Origin of the sequence: Bradyrhizobium lablabi, assembly GCF_900141755.1 — a bacterium.
Classification (GTDB): domain Bacteria; phylum Pseudomonadota; class Alphaproteobacteria; order Rhizobiales; family Xanthobacteraceae; genus Bradyrhizobium; species Bradyrhizobium lablabi_A.
Genome location: NZ_LT670844.1, coordinates 1,907,445 through 1,927,120 on the forward strand (window position 1 = coordinate 1,907,445; position 19,676 = coordinate 1,927,120).

11 protein-coding genes are annotated in these 19,676 nt (G+C 56.9%); 2 read left to right on the forward strand and 9 right to left on the reverse strand.

The genetic code is table 11. From position 1 onward, the window contains the following. Window positions 1–140 precede the first annotated feature (140 nt). The 6 genes from B5526_RS08930 to B5526_RS08955 all read right to left on the reverse strand — a co-directional run bounded on the left by B5526_RS08930 (window position 141) and on the right by B5526_RS08955 (window position 13,675). Complete coding sequence (locus B5526_RS08930) at window positions 141–1,418, reverse strand: hypothetical protein (RefSeq protein ID WP_079537874.1); 1,278 nt, start codon at window positions 1,416–1,418, stop codon at window positions 141–143. 84 nt (window positions 1,419–1,502) lie between these two features. Continuing rightward, the gene (locus B5526_RS08935; RefSeq protein WP_079537875.1) at window positions 1,503–3,410 is read right to left on the reverse strand and encodes a DUF262 domain-containing protein; all 1,908 of its coding nucleotides are present in this window, start codon (window positions 3,408–3,410) and stop codon (window positions 1,503–1,505) included. A gap of 76 nt (window positions 3,411–3,486) precedes the next feature. Continuing rightward, on the reverse strand, window positions 3,487–6,813 hold the full coding sequence (locus tag B5526_RS08940; RefSeq protein ID WP_079537876.1) for a DUF499 domain-containing protein: 3,327 nt from the start codon (window positions 6,811–6,813) through the stop codon (window positions 3,487–3,489). A 20-nt stretch (window positions 6,814–6,833) separates the two neighbouring features. Further along, window positions 6,834–9,710: a DUF1156 domain-containing protein gene (locus tag B5526_RS08945; protein ID WP_079537877.1), complete on the reverse strand. Its 2,877-nt coding sequence runs from the start codon at window positions 9,708–9,710 to the stop codon at window positions 6,834–6,836. Continuing rightward, on the reverse strand, window positions 9,707–10,096 hold the full coding sequence (locus B5526_RS08950) for a hypothetical protein (protein WP_079537878.1): 390 nt from the start codon (window positions 10,094–10,096) through the stop codon (window positions 9,707–9,709). The genes B5526_RS08945 and B5526_RS08950 overlap by 4 nt, the downstream gene beginning before the upstream one ends. 69 nt (window positions 10,097–10,165) lie before the next feature. Then, window positions 10,166–13,675 (reverse strand): helicase-related protein, encoded by a 3,510-nt coding sequence (locus B5526_RS08955; RefSeq protein ID WP_079537879.1) that lies wholly within the window; start codon window positions 13,673–13,675, stop codon window positions 10,166–10,168. 240 nt (window positions 13,676–13,915) lie between these two features. Here B5526_RS08955 and B5526_RS08960 point away from each other — a divergent pair, with 240 nt between their 5' ends. Next, window positions 13,916–14,299, forward strand: coding sequence for a hypothetical protein (locus tag B5526_RS08960; RefSeq protein ID WP_079537880.1), 384 nt, complete (start codon window positions 13,916–13,918; stop codon window positions 14,297–14,299). 81 nt (window positions 14,300–14,380) lie between these two features. Here B5526_RS08960 and B5526_RS08965 read toward each other — a convergent pair whose 3' ends face one another. Continuing rightward, entirely contained in the window at window positions 14,381–14,926 is a 546-nt protein-coding gene (locus tag B5526_RS08965) for a recombinase family protein (RefSeq protein WP_154071214.1), read from the reverse strand. Between the two features lie 266 nt (window positions 14,927–15,192). Between B5526_RS08965 and B5526_RS08970 the strand changes: the two genes are divergently transcribed. After that, window positions 15,193–17,100, forward strand: coding sequence for an adenylate/guanylate cyclase domain-containing protein (locus B5526_RS08970; RefSeq protein ID WP_172842009.1), 1,908 nt, complete (start codon window positions 15,193–15,195; stop codon window positions 17,098–17,100). Between the two features lie 415 nt (window positions 17,101–17,515). On the opposite strand, the gene B5526_RS08975 is transcribed toward B5526_RS08970, so the two are convergent. Continuing rightward, window positions 17,516–19,126: an ABC transporter substrate-binding protein gene (locus B5526_RS08975; protein WP_079537882.1), complete on the reverse strand. Its 1,611-nt coding sequence runs from the start codon at window positions 19,124–19,126 to the stop codon at window positions 17,516–17,518. A 233-nt stretch (window positions 19,127–19,359) separates the two neighbouring features. Further along, entirely contained in the window at window positions 19,360–19,638 is a 279-nt protein-coding gene (locus B5526_RS08980) for a hypothetical protein (protein ID WP_079537883.1), read from the reverse strand. Window positions 19,639–19,676: the final 38 nt, after the last annotated feature.

Genomic DNA, 19,676 nt, shown 5'->3' on the forward strand with positions numbered 1-19,676 from the left:
ATCGCGGAGGAGTTAGTAATTCACTTTTGCTCGCGACAGTCGACCTCGGTGTTGGTCGAATATCCCCAGCAATCATTCCACCTTCCGATGAAGCACTGCTGCAGCCGTTTCAGGCATCAAGTGCGGCGACCGACGATCATCTATCTGTACCTCGAAAAATCGAAGCCACCTTGAGCAGCCGCGGCATCGCCGCTCTGGAAGAGCCTATCCAGCGTGGCATTGTCTACCCTAGCTTTTACCATCGCCGCGCGAAGGATGGCCCTGAACTCCGCATCCTCAATGTCCCCTATCACTATGCCCTTGTAGTTTAGATCGACTTCCGGTGGTGCAAAGCTGACGATCCTCTTGAAAAGCTCGTCAGCACGGTCGAGGATCGCACCCTTGATCCGGTCTGGATCGTTTCCTCCGGATCGACGTTTCAAGAAATTCGGTGGGTTTGCATTCCACCGCTCGCTAAACTCACTGAGCATTTGCTGGCGGAAGCCCTCGCGTTCCGATTCAACGGAGGATTTTAACGCATCCCGGTATTTCATCACGATTTGTTTGAAGCGCGTGATCTGTTTATCAAAGTCAACTCGGTCGCGCTTGAGGATCACACGGCCCTTTTTGGGAAGGACATAGGTGAAGGTGTCCTCGATATCTTTCCGCTCTTTCTCAATAAAGGCTTCATCTACAAGTAGCTCGGCGTCTTCTCCTTCAAGTTTTATCTTTTGCGTTCCGATGCCATCAAACGGGGCACGGATTTGAGACGATATCCTTTGCTTCAGGGTTTCATCGCCCACCCCGACGAACTCTTGAGGCAGAGGGACTCGCCGCTTGCTGAGCTTGTAGTTCGATACTTTCAGGTCCACGAATTCGACAGCCGATGTGAATACCGTTAGCCTGCGGGTAAGATCGAATGGTTTGGGCGGATTTGCAGCCAGGTCCGCCTGCATTTGGGCGACCCGCTCGGGCTCCATGCCCGTTACGCCAATTTCGGTTTCTCCTTCGCTGGCGCCGGCCGCAACGGCCAAATTCTCGGTCGCCGCTCCATCCAGCATGATCGCGTTCGGCTTTTCATCGGTCGTCGATCCAGCCTCGACGTTACGCGAGACCGGAGCGTAGACCATTGTCCGGTCATCCGAGATGACCACACCGATACGAACACCCGGCTGTTCACGCAGGTCGAACATCAGCTCCTTGCTTGCCTTGCGTATGATCTCTAGCGCCTCCGGGTCTCCGTAGCCAATGCGGTAAACCTCGGCGTCAGCGTCGAGAATGATAGTCAACGACAGAGCCGGCAGGTCGGAGATCCTTGCGGCAAGGGCCTGGGCCACCGGGGTGGTTATTGCCGGGGCAATTAGGGCAAGGCGCGTGCGAGCGCGCTTGATCATATTGATAAGGCCACCGTCAGTGGCCGTGACGAAGGTGCGCGTCATCTCAGCTCCCGCTCTTGCCTGGCAGACGGATCAATACAAGCGCCGCAGCTTGCTAGTCGCTGCGGGCCCTGCCCTTGCGGGAAATCATGCCGCCGCAATTGTCAGCTCGGCTTCTACGGTGTCCTCGTCACCCTCGGCATCCTCGCCCTCCTCCGCGACACCACCTGTGTATGCGGATTTGCCGGTGGCTTGCTCTATCAGAGAAAGTAATCGCGCCTGCCGATCTTCCATAAACGCTTGAAAGTTGTCGGCCCGGAGAAGTGCAGGATCAATCAAATGAGACCTGAGATAGGTGTCGAGCCGTTCGTCATCGATCGCCGGAGTTGTCTCGTTACCACTCTCCAGTTTTGCGATGTACTGCGACGGCGCGACCCCTCCGATGATGCGATTCGTTCGATAGGAGAGCGGCGTCTTGTTGATGATCGAATCAAAAACATCAGGTTTGATGCGATTGGTTTTGCACCAATCCTGTGGAAATATATGATGTATGTCCACGTTTTCGCCGAAGAAAACGGTGTGGTCGAATTTTTGACCGGAGCGAAAGTCTTGTGCGCCTTCCTTCATCAGAAGAGCGTTGACGCCTTTGTAAGCGGCGGACAAACGCATACGCATTGTTTTCAATCTATCTGCGCGGAAGAGTGTTTCACTGATCGTTGAAGGCTCGGGGCCGCCTCTAAGCCAAGCCGGGACCTCCATGAAATCACGTGCAATTCGGGATTCGACCGCTGAACCATAGAGCTCGCCGAATACGCCGTTCCAATACCATTGTACTAATTTCGCCCGGTTTGCCTCATGCTCCCAAGCGTCCCCGATGTCGGCAAGAATGGCAGCGAGAGGGACGATCTGCGACTGGTACGGTAGATCGAAAATCCGATAGATGTGAAGCATGTGCAAGAACTTAGCGGCTTGCACGAAACCCCGCTCAACTTGCGCTTCGTATTGTTTGTAGGCATCAAGCGGCAAATTGAGCAACGCCTGACGGTTTTCTGAAACAGCCGGCAGCTCTTTGCCCCGCTTCCCGGCCGCCTCCGCGGCGCGTCGGCGATCTCGCGTAAAGAATAGGGAGATTGCCTGAAGGAAATCCGTATTTCCAACTCCCGCAATGATTCCAATCTCTTCACCGGCGGGTCGAAGCGTTTCTGCAAGACGGCGGTGACGACCCTTGACTTGGTCGTCACCGTACCAATCTTTTCGCAGTTCATGGCCGGAAGCTGCGTACATGGCGGTGACAAGTTCGAAGGCGTCCAAAGCCTTGCCGCCGGTATTTACTTTTTCAAATACGACGCACACCGCCTCTTTCGAAGTAGATCGGTCCAGGGTGATGACCGGCACACGATAATATTTGAAGTTTTCCAGTATCTGGCGCTTGAACGCCCTGAATTCCTCTCGAACACTTTCGTGCTGATCACCGCGCCAATAATTGTCGAATCCATCCTGCCACTTATCCCAATCGAAAACTTGGCAGACAGGATACATCAGCGCAGCATATTCCTTATGTGCGGAGGAAAGATCTAACTTCACGATCCTCCCAAAATCCGCTTTTTCAATTTTATCTTCAGGAAGCCCAACAATCGCCTCTTCGCGATCTATGGATGGATCGAGCGCCTTCCGAATGTCGATATAAAACCAGCGCTTCACCTTCTTTTTCTTGGGCGTGACGGTTTCGACCACCTTCGCACGTAGCGTGACCTGATAAAGCGACGTCATCCGTTGCTGACCGTCAAGCAAAAGCGATTGCGGTGAGACGCCCTTTGCTTCTGGTGGTGCACCTTCCACAGGTCTTGGTTTAAAATTGACCGGTCCACCGGTATCAAGCGACATCAATGCGCCTACTGGAAAAGCCCGCGAAACCGAGGCTACCAAGCTTTTAATGCGATCTTCGTCCCATACCCAACTGCGCTGAAAGTCTGGAAGCTGAATGATCCCCCGATGGCAATCATCAAGGAGTTTGTGCAAATCGATAGGATTTGTCTGAAAGGTTGACCCGGCCACAATAATTTTACCCCCAAAGACGCTTATGGCTCAACAATGATGGTCTATTCGTACAAGTGCAAGGCGCCCCCGCGCCTCAATCCTCAAAGCCCGTCGATTCCGGTTTGAACTTGAGCTGCCGAGCATTGTCCCTCACCACGCTTACATCGTTGTCTGCAAACCCCTCTTCAGCCAGCGCCTCAACCTCCAACGTCAGCCTAACCCTGGCTCCTTGGGTTTGCTGGAGTTCCATAACAACGGCATTCAAAATCGCATCGAAGGCCTTCACCGGCCGGATCATATCAATTTCGACGGAGCCGTAGAAACGCTTGGGTCGTGTCGCTCCTTCCACCGTCGTTGGACCTGCTGCCACTCCACCAGAAACGTTAGGGACTTCTCCAGCCGGCGGGGGCAAACCGATAACGCTATTTTCGGACTGGCCTCCATAGGCTGCGGCAACCTCCTTACGGACGATAACCGCATCTTGGGAAAACCTCGTGGGCGCGAGCCTCCCGCACACAAGCCCCTCATATTTTCCGCTGCCCTCATCAAAGCGGTCAGCGTAGCCGAATTGAGGATCGGCGCTGGAAACACCCTCTGCGATCGCGCTTTCCAAGACTGCCGGGTCGCGCAGTTTAGGCAAGTAAACGTAGGCGGCGAACCATTCGCGGAGGTCTGCGATCGCAAGGTGCGGCCTATCGGCAGGCCAGAGGCCGGTCAATTTCGCCATCAACATTCGCGGTCCGAGCGTATCCTTGACGAGACCGTCGCCACGAGAAGAAACCTTCTCGTAGACCGAAGTGGCGATCGACGGGCGCTCGCGCGAAAGCAGTGCCGTTTGCGCGATCTCGAAGGGCTTGCCGTCGAGCACGGTCTCATCCTTCTCTGCATAAAGAATGTGAGTCCACGCGGAACGGATCGCTCTTTCGGCCGCCTCACGGTTCGTTCTAGCTTTCTCCTTCACATCTGCCGATTGTCCTTGCGTCAATTGCTGTTGGGTATTCTCGTCATTCTCGATCGACGTCCAGGCGAGAGCCTTCCGCACCACGTCGCGCGCGTTGTTTAGTGCGGCATCATCAGGCGCGACGAAGATCAAAATGTTTCGGTAGCGGCGCTGCGAAGTCCGACAACGCGTCAGCGTATCAGTGACCGCATCCACCGCAGCCGATGCCGTGGCACCTTTCGTGTGGATAAATGACGGGCCGAGGATCACAAGCGTCAGGGCGGCGGCTTCGTCGATTGAGCTCGGTTCATCCGGAGCTGCATGTACCTTAGCAAAACCGCTCTTTTGGTTTGCCTCAGCCGTGAGAACGCGCAGGATATCGATATCGACCTCGTGAGCCGGCAACGATTTTGCGCGCTCGTCTGCGAGTCGATTCAACGTCGGCTGGGTCGAGAACCAGTAGCGTCCCGCGTCCTCGTAGAGGTATGTAGCGCCCTCGTGCAGCTCCCGTAGTGCTTCACCAAAAATCGCGAGTTGATCGCCCGGTTCGGCCGCCGCAAGCCGCACGTCTTGACCTGTCACACCTGCGTTTGGCTGGCCGACTTTTGGAGCTGAACAGAGGAATACCGCGCGCGCGGCGCGCGTTGCGGCCCGCGCCTGCGCGAGACGCCGCGTTGTATTTGTTTCCATCCGCGCAGGCCGCGATCCTTCACCATCGACCTCACTGTCTATGACCGCGGAAAAAGCGGAATCGAGGGGGTAGATCACACTTGCTTTGATACGAGCATCGGCAACCGGAACACGGGCCGGCAAGATCATCGGATCGCGAGTACGCGCCTGCCATAACACGCTGACAACGTTGGCCATGAACCGCAGTACACCGCGGGTCTTCTGGAATTTGTCGAGCGTCGACCAGTCCTTCGACAAGCGCTCGAATAGTTCAGGATGGATTGGATATGAGAGGCGCAATAATTCTCCGTAATTTGCCTCGCGCGCGTATGGCGGAAACTCAGCAGCATTCCTCTTGTAAAGGTCATGAAACGCCTTGACGGTTTCATCACGCGCCTTCTCGCCTTCTGCATCGAGTTCTTGGAAAAGTCGCCGGCGTACAATCTCATAAGTTTCGTTGCCGTGTGCCGCGAGCCACGGCGAACCAACGCGACCAAACACCTTTTCGAGACGATGCAATGCGGCGATGCCCTTCGCTCCGCCGGCCTCTTCATCGCTTTCTGGCAGCGAGCCAACAAGCAACACATTCGGAAGCATCTTCGCCGCTTCGGTTAACGACTGGATGAATGATAGAAAAGCTTCGAACCGATCGTCGGGAAGCTGTCGCGCGAACGCGACCACTTCGTCGAGCAAAATCACGCTCGGCCCCGCCTTGCGAAACAGCTCCACCAACAGTTCAGAGCCCGGATTGGTGCCGTTTGCTTCTGCCTCGCGCAGGAGTTTTAGTCCAGCATCGCCTGCAAGGCGCCAGGCAATATAGCCCCAAAGTGTGCGAACTTTTGGCCCGTCCTTAAGCACGAGCGAGGAGTCGACCCCCTTCGCTGTGCCGACGAACACAGCGGTCTTTACCGGCTTCCAATTCTTGACGCCCATTTCGGCTGCGAGTTCGCGCACGCCGGGAAGCAAGTCAAGGTCGGTCGCGTTTGCGAGGTGGTAGAGCGCCAGCATTGTATGGGTCTTGCCGCCACCGAACGAGGTCTGAAGGCCAAGAATCGGATCTCCCCCCTTGCCTGAAAGCCGCTCAAGCGCGGTGCGAAGGACCCGTTTTAGTCCGTCCGTCAGGAAGGTAATGCGGAAGAAGTTGTCTGGTTTGGAGTAATCCTCGCTCGCCTGACCCATATCGACTGCTGCGAGATCGGCTGCGAACTCAGATTGCTTGTAACGGTTCTCCAGCACGTCCGTGTGAGGGAATGCGACTTCGATCCACGGGTGCAATGCGCCGACCGGCGCTTCGGTGGTATCGAGGCCGAGCGAGAGGGTACCCGGCTTCCCAAGTGCCGTCGCGGCTTGTGCGCCGGCAACCGGCGGCAACGCTTCGACACCATCACGCCGCTGCGCATCATAAAGCTTCGCAATTTCGTCGATTTCTTTCTTTGGGCCTTTTACGGCACGCGCAAGACAGACCATGGCATCGAGGTAACGCAGCGCTTCAGAGTCGGTCAGCGGCAGAGCGAGATGCGAGGTCGTGTTCCTGGCCTCAAAGGACGTCGAAACGAAATTGCGGACTTTGAACTTTTCGTTGCGCGCAAAAGCATCGTCGAAGACATCGCGCCAATTATCGAGCATCGTCTTGAGCAGTCCATAGCCATCGAGCGGGTCCAATGGAGACGATCCTTGCGCGCGGCTCGCATGCATGATCCAGCGCTTGCCAAGCTTCGCTTCCATCCGTTCAGCCACGAAAGGCTGAACAGCTTTCTGAAGATGAAAGAGGCCGTCCTGCACTCGTCGGAGTGTTTCCTTGTCGGTTGCCATACTCGCTGTCCCTCAATCAATCACAACAAGGAAGCCTGGTCGGGTGTATCGAAACGACTGCCTTGCTCAATTTCGTTCGCCAGATTTTCGAGCTTAGGCCACTCTTGCGCTAGTTCGTTGTAAACCAGCGCTTCCTGCTGCCAACCTTTGCGAGACGCGATTTTGTAAAGCAGGTCAGCAAGCGTGAGCGCATCCGATGACATTCGACCCATCGATTTTACGAGCTGGGCCGCCGCGAGCTGACCGCCATCCTCCGCAGCTAGTGCACGCGCCGTGTGCTGAACGCATTCCCAAATCGTGGGGCTCTTGTCGCTCTCCGGGCTCCAGTCCCCGGGCAGTTCAGGCCGCGGGGTGAGGCCGGCCCGCCCCCTACCGTCCTTGAAGACTTTGGAAGCAAAGAGAGCCTTGTCGGAAGTGTCTTTAGCGGTCGCTAGTGCGATCAATTCGCCCGAGGGCTTTGTGTCGAATCCGTAGCTCTCGAACCATGTCAGCGCGACCTGGGTCACTGGATCGAACGCAGCAGCGGCTTCATTTTCGATCTCGTCCCATACGCGATTAATTAGCGTTAGCGCCGTTCGCACGCTCATGGTGCTGTCGTCGTCTTCGAGCACCTGCGAATACCGAGTGAACACGCCCATGCCCGGGCCGATCACCGATTGTTGCATATCCACTGGCCCGACGCCCGCCTTGCGAATGTCGGCGATAGCCTCCGGCATTTCAACTTTTAGGGTGCGGATAAATTCCGCACGGGTAACAATAGCTGCGGAAGGTTCACGTTTGCGGCAAACAAGAACGATCGAGGAAGCGAGCGCATTCGAGCCTTGTCCGCGCATCCTATTACTCAACTCCGAGCGCACGGGCCACGTTCCATCCACCGCCAACCCTGCGTTGACTACAGCCTGAAGGAAAGAAGCCCATCCCTGTGAAGTCAATCCATCGACGTTAGTCTCAGACTGTTTGAACGCATAGTAAATGCTAGTCGGAGCCTGCGGACTCGCGGCTGATCGAATGCATTCCAATGCCTTGCTCATACCATCAAGAAAGAACTTGTCCGCTGCTTCACGGCCACCATGTCTTCCAGCGGTTGCAACAAGCTCTTCGTCTTTAGGTGTAGTTAGACGTCGGAAGATATCTGGCCAGATATCGAGTTGGCTTTTCCGGAGCCACACATAGAAGAAATCAGATAGATCAGCGTAGCCCACATTGTCGTAGTATGGCGGGTCTGTTGAAATAACAACTTCGCGAAATGGCAGCTCGTGAGCGGCATTGTGGGTGATAGTCGAATTAGGAGACGATGCCGGGACTTTATCGATCGCTCTGGCAAGGTTGTTCAAACTGATACCGAAATCTCCCGCGGCGCCTCCAAAGGCATTATTCTCTCCAAAATCCCAAAGCATCGGTATGGCTTGACGAGTAAACAGATGGCGCACCTGAGTCTTGGTTATTTCCCAGCCGCAGAGTGAATTTTGGACATCCGCCAGCCTTCCCACCCCGAGACCGAGATATGTAGCCACAGCGTCAGCGTACGCGACGGCCCCTTTTCCTCCGTTGCGAAGGCGGTTGTCGTCTGCTCCGCCGAGCGCAACCAAAGCATCGGCTTCGCATTTTGACCGAGCCTCTTGCACTAGGTCGGAATAGGTTGATAGCGCTGTAAGCTGACGCTGTGTGAACAAGTCCGCCCAGCGGGTTAATCCGTAGGCCGGAACCCGAAATCCGAGCGCCTTGGCGAAAAGCTCGCCTTCTGGTTCCCATTCCGGCTTCGCGCTGGCGGCAATCTCTTCGTGCTTTGCAGCGGGGGACAAGTAGATCCGTCTCCTCCCGCTTTCAGCGACAATGGCCATTAGTCGCACGCCAATCCGTCTGGCCTTACCTTCCGCACGTATCCATTCTTCGTCTATTGCCGAGCCAGTAAGCAAGCAGATGAAGTTGCCGCGCGTAGGCTTCGTTCCCACCCTCAGGCGCTCTTCATCTGCTTTCGTTAACTTTCCCGTCTTCATTTCGAACCGATAGCCGTCTCGCTCGGCGGCATCAATGATTGGATCGACCCACGCTTTACTCCCTTCTCTACTAGAAAGCAGAAAGGAGGAAATAAGCGGCACCATTGCTCCCTTCGCGGCAGGGTCCGGCGATCGCACCGTGCGTGCCCACAGCCAGGCGATTACGGTCGCATCGGAACCGTCTGGTAGTTTCGCTTTCGGATAGAGATAGCCGATACGCTTCTCAGCTTCGCCGCGCATCCACTGACCGTAGTAGCGCACGTCTTCGGCGAGACCTTCCGCGCCCTTGCCGTTCCAGTGACCGCGCTTGAGTTCGGCCAGCGCTCTTGGGTTTACTGGTGGCTTCCCAGCGAACTTCGGTGGAATTTCCACCAGCGCCTTACCTATCAGTACGGCAACCGGATTTAGGTCCGAACCGTAGGCACGCAACCCTAGACGTTGGGCCTCCAGCGGGATCGATCCGCCACCTGAGAATGGGTCATAAACCGGCGCGGCTTTGGTCTGTAGATAATCGAGGATTGCGTTTCCATTGCCCTCGGCCGGCGGATCTTCGCCGAGGCCCCAAGCAACCGATCGGGCAATCTCCCAGCGCGCTTCGTTCAGGATTGCCTCATCATTCGATGCTTCCCACGGCACCAGACGCTCTATGACCTTGTGAAGTCGCTTGCGCTCGGCGTCCTGCTCTTCCTCCGTCCTGAACCGGTCAGGCCATGACGAGGGATCATCCACGAGCTGCGCGAACAAAATCGCTCGACAAGCAGCTAATGGCCGTCGCGCCCACCACAGGTGCAGGGTCGACGGATGTCCATGTCGAATTGATTTCTCCCGTGCCGAAGCAACATTGATCGCCTCCAACGGGATGGAAACCTCGATTAGCTTTTTGCGTATAATTGGGTTCATCCCGCCAACTGCCTCTGCACCTGCGCCGCGACATCATCGCTGAGGTTGACCGACTTAACGGCGCCGTTTGGATGTATGTAAGGAACAGGTCGCCTGAGGGGTTGGGCATTTTTCAAGACCCACGGCGTCGTCCATCCGCCCGCAAACGCTGAGCCCTGTCTGTCGGACGGGATGCGATGGAAGTTTTCCGCCTCAGCGTATGCCACAAGATTGGTCAGTGGCGGTCGATTGTCCGTCAACTCCGCTACCCGTACGACGTGGCCACTTTTCTTTCGAATCAAGCCTATAAGGCCACGATGCTTCCAAGTGCCGATGCGCATCTCCCAAATCTTTTCCCCCTTTAAAATCAATGTGATCCAAGGCTCGTCGATAATTGAACCCTTCATAATCGCTCCCCAGTTGGCTTTAGCTTTAGAGCGAGCGGGAAGCCAGGTCCAACGCCTTCTGGAGGGACTTTAGGAGGGGGTTGCTCCCAGTGTAAGCAAATCGCTAAGGTTGAACACCACCGCAGTTTCGGCGAATCCCAGTTCCCTGTTGAAAAACCTGCGGACGTAGACCGGCTCTCTCGCAAATCCGCCGTCGACCTGAACAATCGCCAGAATAAAGGCCTCGGCCGCATTCAAAGAGGCCAGTATCTCATTCTTGGTCAGAATCACTTCGCGTCCTTCAGCCTGGCGGCCCTTCACTTCAATGAAACGCAGATGGCCGGCCTTCAGGTTTCGGCTCTCGATATCCCAGCCTTTTTTCTCTGCCGATACGTCGCGCGGCACGTGACCAAGGGCTCGCTCTGCCGCGAATACAGCTTCCATGGCTAGGCGCTCGGTCTCGGCACGGGCGATGGGATCCTCGGAGAACCCGTCCGGCTTTACCGCTGCGGGCGCCTCAACCGTCTTGGCCTTCAAGAGGCCCGCCGGAATCACCAACGCGGCGCCCTTTAGGACAGGCGGCACAGCCGAGATTTGGCGTTCTCGGTCTAGTTCGCTCTGGCGTCGGTGCAGCCGCTCCACGAGGCGCGCTGCGGTCGCCTCAGCGTTCTGAGCGTTAATGCGCTGCTCCTTGCCGGCGCGCTCCTCTTCGCGCAATCGGGCTGCTCGGGCGTCCCAATAGTTGATCTCGCGATTGAGGCGGGCCCGCACTTCGCGCTCGACCTTGTCGATCTCCGCTATACGGCGCGTCCTTATTTCTGCCAGATGCTCCGGCACCAGTTCCCGCACCGCATATCCGAGGGCCTGGGCTTCGACGTTCCCGGAAAGCCATGGGGCAGAAACCGCGTCGGCCACAACCAATCGTTCCTCCGCTGTGATCGGGCGGAAATCGAGATACGGCGCCGGCCCACCGTCCATAGCGGAGCCGTCCTCCTTCATGAGTATGAACTGAAGGCGCTGCGAGACGGCCCGTGGTTCGCCCGAGCGGGTCGTTCGCGCATCGCGGACCGCATGTTCGAGATAAACGAGGAGGCGCGGCACCTGTCCTTCGTCTGCTTCATCGACCAGCACGCCCCCTTGAGATAACAGCGGCTGGAACCGCTCGAGCACCACGTCGACCAAAGACTCCAGCAACGGGTGGCCCGGGGCAACAAGTTCGGCTTGCGGCTGACCGATGACGAGGTTCTTTTCAAACGTGATCCGGGCATAGCGGTCGAGAACTGGGTCAGTTCGGCCGATCAGCCTGTCGCGTTCCTTGAGGATTGAAGGCACCCGGAGTATCTCAAAGCGACTTTTTTCCCTCTCGGTGATGCGCCCCCCGAGCATCGTGAATGCCTCGCGAAAAAATGCTCCGATAAAATGCGGCTGTAGCCGACGCGCCTGCGCCCTTTCCATCTGCTCGCGGATCTCAGCGACGGAGCTGGGATTCATGCCTTCGGACGTTAGCTTGCGCTCAGCAACGAGCTTTTCGATCGCTTCAACATCGACCACGCCGTCAACCTTGCGAAAAAGTTCGGCCTTCTTCTCAGGGCGATCACCGTAGCGGATCGCATCGACGAGGAGATCGCGGAGCGCGTGACCCTCGAAAAGTTCTCCAAGAACGTCATAAACTTTACCGCCAAGGGCGGCGCGCGCTTCTTCAAGTTTTTCGAGCAGGCGCCGATAGACCTCACCCTCTCGGGTATTTGCGGCACACAGATTCCATAGATGGCAAACTTCGGTCTGGCCGATGCGATGGATGCGGCCGAAGCGCTGTTCGAGCCGATTCGGATTCCACGGCAAATCGTAGTTGATCATCAGATGCGCACCGCGCTGAAGGTTTACGCCTTCGCCGGCGGCGTCGTTCGCGATCATTACGCGAACCAGTGGATCAGAATTGAATGCAGCGATGGCCGCGCGTCGGGCTTCGCGAGCAATGCCGCCATGAATCACAACAACCGCTGCCGACTCCCCTACCCGCGCCGTAATCTTTTGCTGCAAATACTCAAGAGTATCTTTCGGCTCCGTAAAGATGATGACCTTCCGCCGCGACCCCGTGGCGGAGTCCAGCATCAATGGCTCATCGAGAATAGATTCGAGCTCGCGCCACTTTGCATCCTGGCCAGATAGCTTCAGACGGAGAGCGCGTTCCTCAAGATCTTTGAGGATGACGATTTCGGCTTCTAGTTCGGCGAGCGTTGCAGCCGCCGTCGCTTGATCGACAATCTGTTCTTCGGCTTCCTCGGCTTCATTGCCGGGGACCTCGTCGATATCGTCTGGATCATAAGCCGGGAGGACGGGCGCATGGCTCAGCGGCGCGGAGCCGGACTGTCGCACAAATTTTTCTTCTCGCAGACGTTCTTCGAGCCGCTTCCGGCGTCGTTCGAGCGACCGATGAATAGCAGCCGGCGAGGAAGCGAGGCGCCGTTGCAAAATTTGCAAGGCGAAGCCGACATTTGACCTGCGCTTGTCGTCACCACTGCGATCCGCACGATTCATCTCCTCGCGCACGTAGGTTGTGACTGCCTGGTAAAGATCGGCCTCAACCGGGGACAATGCGTAGCTGGCGGTATAGGCGCGGCGCTCTGGGAACAGTGGCGTGCCATCGAACCGATACAGCTCTTCTTTGGTCATCCTCCGCATCATATCGCTGACGTCGGCTTTGTGGACGCCCTCACGAAACCTGCCCTCAAAGCGGTCCGCATCAAGAAGGCCCATGAAGAGTTGAAAATCAGCCTCCTTGCCGTTGTGAGGAGTTGCCGACATTAAGAGCAAATTGCGGGTTCGCGTGCCGAGTAACCTGCCAAGCTTGTAGCGCCGCGTTTCCTTCACCTCGCCGCCGAAATAGGACGCAGCCATGCGATGAGCTTCGTCGCAAATGATTAGATCCCAATCGGGTGCGGCATCGAGCTTGGCCTTGAGCTCATCTGAACGCGCAGCCATATCGAGACGAACGATCAGGCGATTTTTTTCGATGAACGGGTTGCCGGTGACCGACGCCTCAATTTGATCGCGCGTCAGCAGGTCGAAATTCAATCCGAATTTCTCGGCCAGCTCCTCTTGCCATTGCTCAACTAAACTCCCCGGTGCAACGATCATGCACCGTTCGAGATCGCCACGAATGAGCAACTCCTTGATCAGCAGGCCCGCCATAATGGTTTTGCCGGCGCCGGGATCATCCGCCAGCAAAAACCTCAGCGGCTGTCGTGGGAGCATCTCGCCGTAAACAGCGGTAATTTGATGGGGTAGCGCCTCAATTTGAGACGCGCTGATAGCGAGGTAGGGATCAAAGAGATGGGCAAGCCGGATCCGATAAGCTTCTGACGCCAAGCGCAGGAGCCCTCCGTCCGCATCGAACGCATATGCCCGACCAGCGTTTATGAACTCAAAACTTGTTTCCTCGCCTCGATAAACGAGTCGCTCGGCGACCTTTCCATCTACCCGAAAAACCAGATTGATGGCGTCATTGCCAAACTTCGAAACGGAAACGACCTCGGCGATGCCGGCAGGGTCGAGGCCCCGCAAGCGCGCGCCTGGCTTAATTTCCTCAAACGTGTGCATCGACCTCCCCCCAAACCGAGGTGTTTCTCGCTGAATGCGTCGGAAAATGCAATCTTATCGTGTGTGGAGACAGCTAAGGGCATCCGGGTTGCGAGCAACAGCTGTTCTCGTGTTGGGCTCGTGGGTTGCCCGAGGAACTATGTGAACGCGCTTCCCCTTCCTCACACTTTGAGTTCGCGAAGGCGCTTTTGGTTTCGAAGCTCTTCTGTTAGAGCGCAGCCGACAACCAATGGAGATCCAATGATCAAGAAACTACACCGAACCGAACGATCCGCTTTCTATCACTTGCCCATCTACTGCGGATTCTGTGGCAAATTAGCGTGTGACTTTGAAGGCCAAATCGAAGAACGCTGCAAGCACGTTCTGTTCGTCGCCCACGAGGAAGGTTTCGAATATCTGGCGGAACGCGCGACTGCCCAACTCGTCGAAAAGGGCTTCGCGGTGGAGAAATCTGAGGATGGAGCAATCCAAATCGAGCGTGTAGCCGGCAAGGAAGACCTCGGCATCCCCGATACCATTACCGACGAATTTGAGTTTGAAGATGGGGTTAAAGTGGTGGCGATCGTCGGCCCGCCTTCCGCATCGGAAACCTATGTTGGCTTCGCGCCTGTTGAGGGAGAGTAGATCTCTTAATGCCGATGGCGGCTCGTGAGGTTCTGGTCAAGGGACTAGAACCTCACAGCCCCGAGCACCTAGCGTTTTATATTAACTCAGGCGACTGATCGTTGAGTGACTCACATTATACGACCGCGCGATGTCCGTTAGCACCTCTCCCGCCTCCCGGCGAGCAATGGCCTCTCTCCGCTGATGGCCGGTCAGCTTCGGCTTGCGACCGAGGATCACCCCCCTCGCCTTCGCCCGCTCGCGACCCTCCCCGGTCCGTGTCCGGATCAGTTCGCGCTCAAACTCGGCGAGACCGCCCAAAACGGTCAGCATCAAACGACCATGCGCCGTCGTAGTGTCAGCCCAGGTGTCTCTGAGCGATTTGAAACCCGCCCCTTTTTCTCCGATCGTCCCCAGCAGGTTCAGGAGATCGCGTGTGGATCGCGCCAACCGATCGAGCCGGGTAACGACCAATACATCGCCCTTCGCCAGAACTGCCATTAGCCTAGCTAGTTGTTTGCGGTCGGAGCGAGCGCCGCTGATTTTTTCCTGAAATATCTTCTCGCATTTTGCTGCTTTTAGCTCGGCCAATTGGGCGGACAAGGATTGGCCGTCGGTGCTCACGCGCGCATATCCGTAAACCGCCATATCGCCCTCCATTTCGCACATATAATATGCACAACATAAAGCCGCATTTTATATGGGTCAATGGCTTTGTGCATAAATCATGATTTTTGCACGAGACCGATCAATGTCCGTTATGCGGGGGGAGAGCAGACTATTTGCGAACGACTTACGACTTCCGAGTCTGGACCCTTCTCGGACATCGCAACCGGCTGCCTTAATTCGAAATGCGTGAGTGGCCCCTATTCTGCTAAGCTATGGTCTGTGACGGCCCAGGAGGAATCGGGTCAATGGCGCAGCGGCGCATTGAGCGCAAGCTCGCGGCGGTGTTCGTCGCGGACGTGGCCGGCTACTCCCGCCTCATGGAGCTCGACGAGGAAGGAACGCATGCGCGCTTAAGTGCAGTTCAGCGGGAATTGGTTAAACCGAAGATTCGCGAGCATCACGGGCGGATCATCAAAAATACCGGGGACGGCGTGCTCGTTGAGTTCGCCAGCGTCGTCGACGCCGTACGATGCGCCGTCGAGATCCAGCGCGAGATGGTCGAGCGCAACTCCGGTTTCCCTGAAGACCGACGTATTGTGTTCCGCATCGGCATTAATCTCGGCGACGTGATCGTGATGCCGGACGACATCTACGGCGACGGCGTCAACGTTGCCGCTCGTCTTGAAGGTCTGGGAGAACCCGGCGGGGTGTGCATTTCCGGTACCGCGTATGATCAGGTTCGCGACAAGGTCCCCTACAGCTTTGCCGAAATGGGGGAGCAAACGGTCAAGAATATTTCGCGTCCCGTGCGAGTCTATGTATTAGGCGCAACCGCGGTAGCGGCGCTGCCAGCTTCCACGCCGCCAGTGGAAGCCCCGCACTGGTCTCGGAGATACCGGCGGTCTAGCTGGCTGACCGTCGCAGGGATTGCGGCGGTCATTGTTGTCGCAGCAGCGCTTTGGTCCGGTATCAAGCTCGCCAAAGAACCTTTACTGTCTGGGCCAGTACGGCGACTGTCCATCGTCGTGCTGCCGTTCACCAATCTGAATGTAGATCCGGCTCAGGACTATCTGGGCGACGTCATCACCGACGAGTTGACGACCGCGTTATCGCGGCTCCGCGGCGCGACCGTCATCGCCTCCAGCAGCGCACTCACTCTCAAGAACCAGCACGTCGACATGAAGCAGTTGGGTGCCGACCTCGACGTGCGATATGCGTTAGAGGGTAGCGTGTTTCGAAGCGACGGATCGGTACGCATCAACGCAAGACTTATCGACACACAGACCATGAAAACTCTTTGGTCGGACCAATTCGATGTGAATCGTGCCGACATTCTGCGGACGCAAGACGAGATCGTCACGCGCCTCGCGAGTACGCTTCACGGCGAACTGGTTCAGGCGGAAACCCGGCGCTCAATAGCCACAAGTACCTCGGGCCTCAACGCCGAAGATTTGGCGATGCAGTGTGAGGCGGCAACGTATCGCCTCGGTGGCGAGACGGGCGCACCGAACTTCGAATTATGCGAGAGGGCGCTGAGCATCGATCCTCGCAACGTTCGCGCGCTGGTTCAACTGGCCTCTTACTACGGTCAGCGTGTCTCGCGCGTGCAAAGTTCCGACCCCACAGGCGACCTGGAGCGAGCGAATGTGCTGGTTGCGCGCGCGCTTGAGATTGATCCCGGGTATTACGCGGCCCATTGCGTGAAAGCCACTGTGCTGGAAGGCCAACATCGGGTGCCGGACGGTATTGCTGCCGCGGAGCGTTGCCTGGCGCTGAATCCCACCTATGCCGGCGCGTACCTGAATCTGGCGCTTCTCCACTTCTTTCTCGCTGATCCCGAGAAGATGCTCGAATATGCCGACCGAGGGATCCGTCTCAGTCCGCGCGACCCGCAGACATCAATCTTCCTGCTGATCAAGGGGTGGGCCTACTTCATGCTGGAGCAGGATGAAGAAGCATTGAGGTGGCTGCGCCGTGCGGCAGCCGCATCGCCGGAAACACCGACGATACTTGCCGCGTTGACCTCAGAACTCGCCTTGACGGGGCACGATGCTGAAGCAAGCACGACCTTGGCCCGGTACCTCTCGCTCAAACGCACTAGCAGCCGAACGATCGCGCAGTGGAACTACCTGCCGGACGCCAACCCCGCGTTCGTCCGGTTCGACGCGCGGTTCAAAAGCGGGCTGCGCAGGGCTGGAATGCCAGAACAGTGAGCGCATTTTGATCGGGCGCTCCGGCAGACTGCGACGTTTGCAGGTCGTAGCACCTGAATGTCGTTTGTTGGCACCGAACGGACATGCCGACCCTATTGAGCGATGTCCGTTGTTGGCGCCAAAGCGGAAAACATCTGCTCGCAGCGAGTATTTCGCCTTTTGACCCCAAGGCGACCTCATGAGCCCCGTCTTTAAGCTGTGCCGAATTGAGCATTTGTGGTTAGCTTGGTGAGGTCTTCATCCACGACTAGTGCTCGATTGTAGGTCTCGCGTGTCTGCGCCACAATATCTCCGTCGTTACGTTTTGGCACGGTCGGCGTGCCAATGACCTAAAGATGGGTGTAGGCCGCGAGCTTGCTGCGCTTCAGTTGCCCGAGCGCACAACGGACATTGAACGCTACCCGAACATTCGTCCTCACTCCGCCTTGTCGATGTTCCAGAAGATCGGCGTGGCGGGGCCGTCGAGCACGCCTGAGAGCGATTTCCGCCACGCGCCGACCCCGCGCCATTGCCCGAGCGGGATATAGATCACCTGGTCATAGACGGCCGTCTGGATATCGGCGGCGATCTTCTTCTGCTCGGCCGGCGATGACGCACGCACGAACTTGTCTTTCAGCGCTTCGAGCTTGGCGTCTTCCGGCCAGCCGAACCAGCCGCCATTCTTGCCTCTACCGTTGACCAATATATTGACAACCGGGTTCACCACGTCGGCAATGATGAAATTGGTGAAGAACATGTTCCAGCCGCCCTCCTTCGGCGGCTTCTGGCTGGCGCGGCGGGAAACCACGGTCTGCCAATCGGTAGCCTGCACGTCTATCTTGAAACCGGCCCTACGCAGTAACTGCGCCGCGACGATCGGCTGCGCCTTCAATACCAAGACATCACCGGGCGCCATGATCACGACGGGTGTGCCGTCGTAACCGGATTCGGCAAGCAGCTTCTTCGCTTCCGCCATACCGTTGCCTTTCACCAGCGATTCCGAGCCGACGTCGGTGGCCAGCGGTGTGTCGCAGCCGAAAACTGCGCCGCATATCTGGTAGTATTCTGAATTGCCAACCAGCGCGTCCAGCACATCCTTCTGGTTCAGCGCCAGGAACGCCGCACGGCGGACCTTGATGTTGTCGAAAGGCGGATAAAAGAAATTCATTCGTCCGACGATCTGGAAGCCAAGCTTGTCCAGGGTTTCAACCTTCAAGTCCTTGTTGGCGGCCAGCATCGTCACAAGATCGAAGGGGAGACTCTCTATGAAGTCGATGTCACCAGATTGAAGCGCGTTCACGGCGGTCTGCGCATCTGGCATCGTGATCCATTCGACGCGATCGACCTTCGCCACCTTGCCGCCCGATGTCCAGTTCGGCGGCTCCTTGCGCGGCAGGTAATCCGTGTTCTTCTCATAGACCGCCTTTACGCCGGGCTGGAATTCCGCCTGAACGAATTTGAAGGGACCGGAGCCAACTTGCTCTTTCACTTGTTGGCCCGGCGGCGTTTCGGCCAGACGCTTGGGCATCATGAACGGAACAATCGATGAAGGTTTTCCGATCGATTCCAGCACTAAGCCATAGGGCTCTTTCAGTTTCAGCGTGATAGTCCTGTCGTCAGTGGCCTCTATGGTGGCGGTGAAGTCCATGAGCGTCTGGCCCATAGTCTCGTTCTTGCTCCAGCGCTTGAGCGACGCGACGCAATCCTCCGCGGTGACCGGGCTACCGTCATGCCACTTCAGCCCGTCGCGCAGCGTAAAGACGTAGGTGAGCTTGTCCTCGGAGACTTTCCAATCCGCCATCTGAGGCTGGATCTTGAAGTTGGAATCGGTGGCAAGCAAAGTGTCATAGACCATGTAGCCGTGATCGCGCGTGATATACGCCCCGGTAAAGACGGGATCGATGATGCGCAAATCGGAATGCATCACTGCAGTGAGGGTCTTCGCATGCGCCGGCGAAGATAGCACCAGCGCAGCCGAGAGCGCTAAGGTCGACCAGGTGACGTTGGACACCATAGTGCGATGTTGCCGACGTGAGATCTGAAACATTCGATTTCTCACGATATGAGCGGATCAAAACATGATAATCAGTTGGGCAATGCGCGCATCCGTGATGCGGCAGAGCACAGCGCCAGCGACCACATGCAGAAAATGTCGGCGTGAGGTTTCATCGCAGTCCTCCCTCGCTCGTCCGGCAGAACGGCGCCCGCGGCGTCGTGAGTGGAAAACACGTGACCAAGTCGCGAGCCGGTTTTCTCGATCAACTCCAGCCAGTGCCTCAATTACTTCATCCCAGCTTGCTGCAACCCCTTGTAGAGCTCCTGCAAGGTTTTTTGAAACGCTGGATCCTTGTTAGGAATTTCTTTGAGATAGATGTCCTGTATGCGCGCCAGAGAGTAGCCGGGCAGTGCGTTGCTAAAATCCTTCAAGGCGGCGGCGGCGTCAGCTCCATTACCGGTAAGCGCAAATGCACTCACCAAATGTGCTCGGCTAAACCAAACCGTGGGTCTTTCTGCAACCGATTTTCGAAGCCAGAGAATTGCGTCGTCGTAGTTTTTCATCGCGAAATACGCGCGCCCCAGGACCCAATAAAATATGC

Coding starts and splice junctions, on each gene's coding strand:
- B5526_RS08930 (WP_079537874.1), bottom strand. CDS start 1,418: ATGACGCGCACCTTCGTCACGGCCACTGACGGTGGCCTTATCAATATG.
- B5526_RS08940 (WP_079537876.1), bottom strand. CDS start 6,813: ATGGCAACCGACAAGGAAACACTCCGACGAGTGCAGGACGGCCTCTTT.
- B5526_RS08945 (WP_079537877.1), bottom strand. CDS start 9,710: ATGAACCCAATTATACGCAAAAAGCTAATCGAGGTTTCCATCCCGTTG.
- B5526_RS08950 (WP_079537878.1), bottom strand. CDS start 10,096: ATGAAGGGTTCAATTATCGACGAGCCTTGGATCACATTGATTTTAAAG.
- B5526_RS08955 (WP_079537879.1), bottom strand. CDS start 13,675: ATGCACACGTTTGAGGAAATTAAGCCAGGCGCGCGCTTGCGGGGCCTC.
- B5526_RS08960 (WP_079537880.1), top strand. CDS start 13,916: ATGATCAAGAAACTACACCGAACCGAACGATCCGCTTTCTATCACTTG.
- B5526_RS08965 (WP_154071214.1), bottom strand. CDS start 14,926: ATGGCGGTTTACGGATATGCGCGCGTGAGCACCGACGGCCAATCCTTG.
- B5526_RS08970 (WP_172842009.1), top strand. CDS start 15,193: ATGGCGCAGCGGCGCATTGAGCGCAAGCTCGCGGCGGTGTTCGTCGCG.
- B5526_RS08975 (WP_079537882.1), bottom strand. CDS start 19,126: ATGTTTCAGATCTCACGTCGGCAACATCGCACTATGGTGTCCAACGTC.
- B5526_RS08980 (WP_079537883.1), bottom strand. CDS start 19,638: ATGAAAAACTACGACGACGCAATTCTCTGGCTTCGAAAATCGGTTGCA.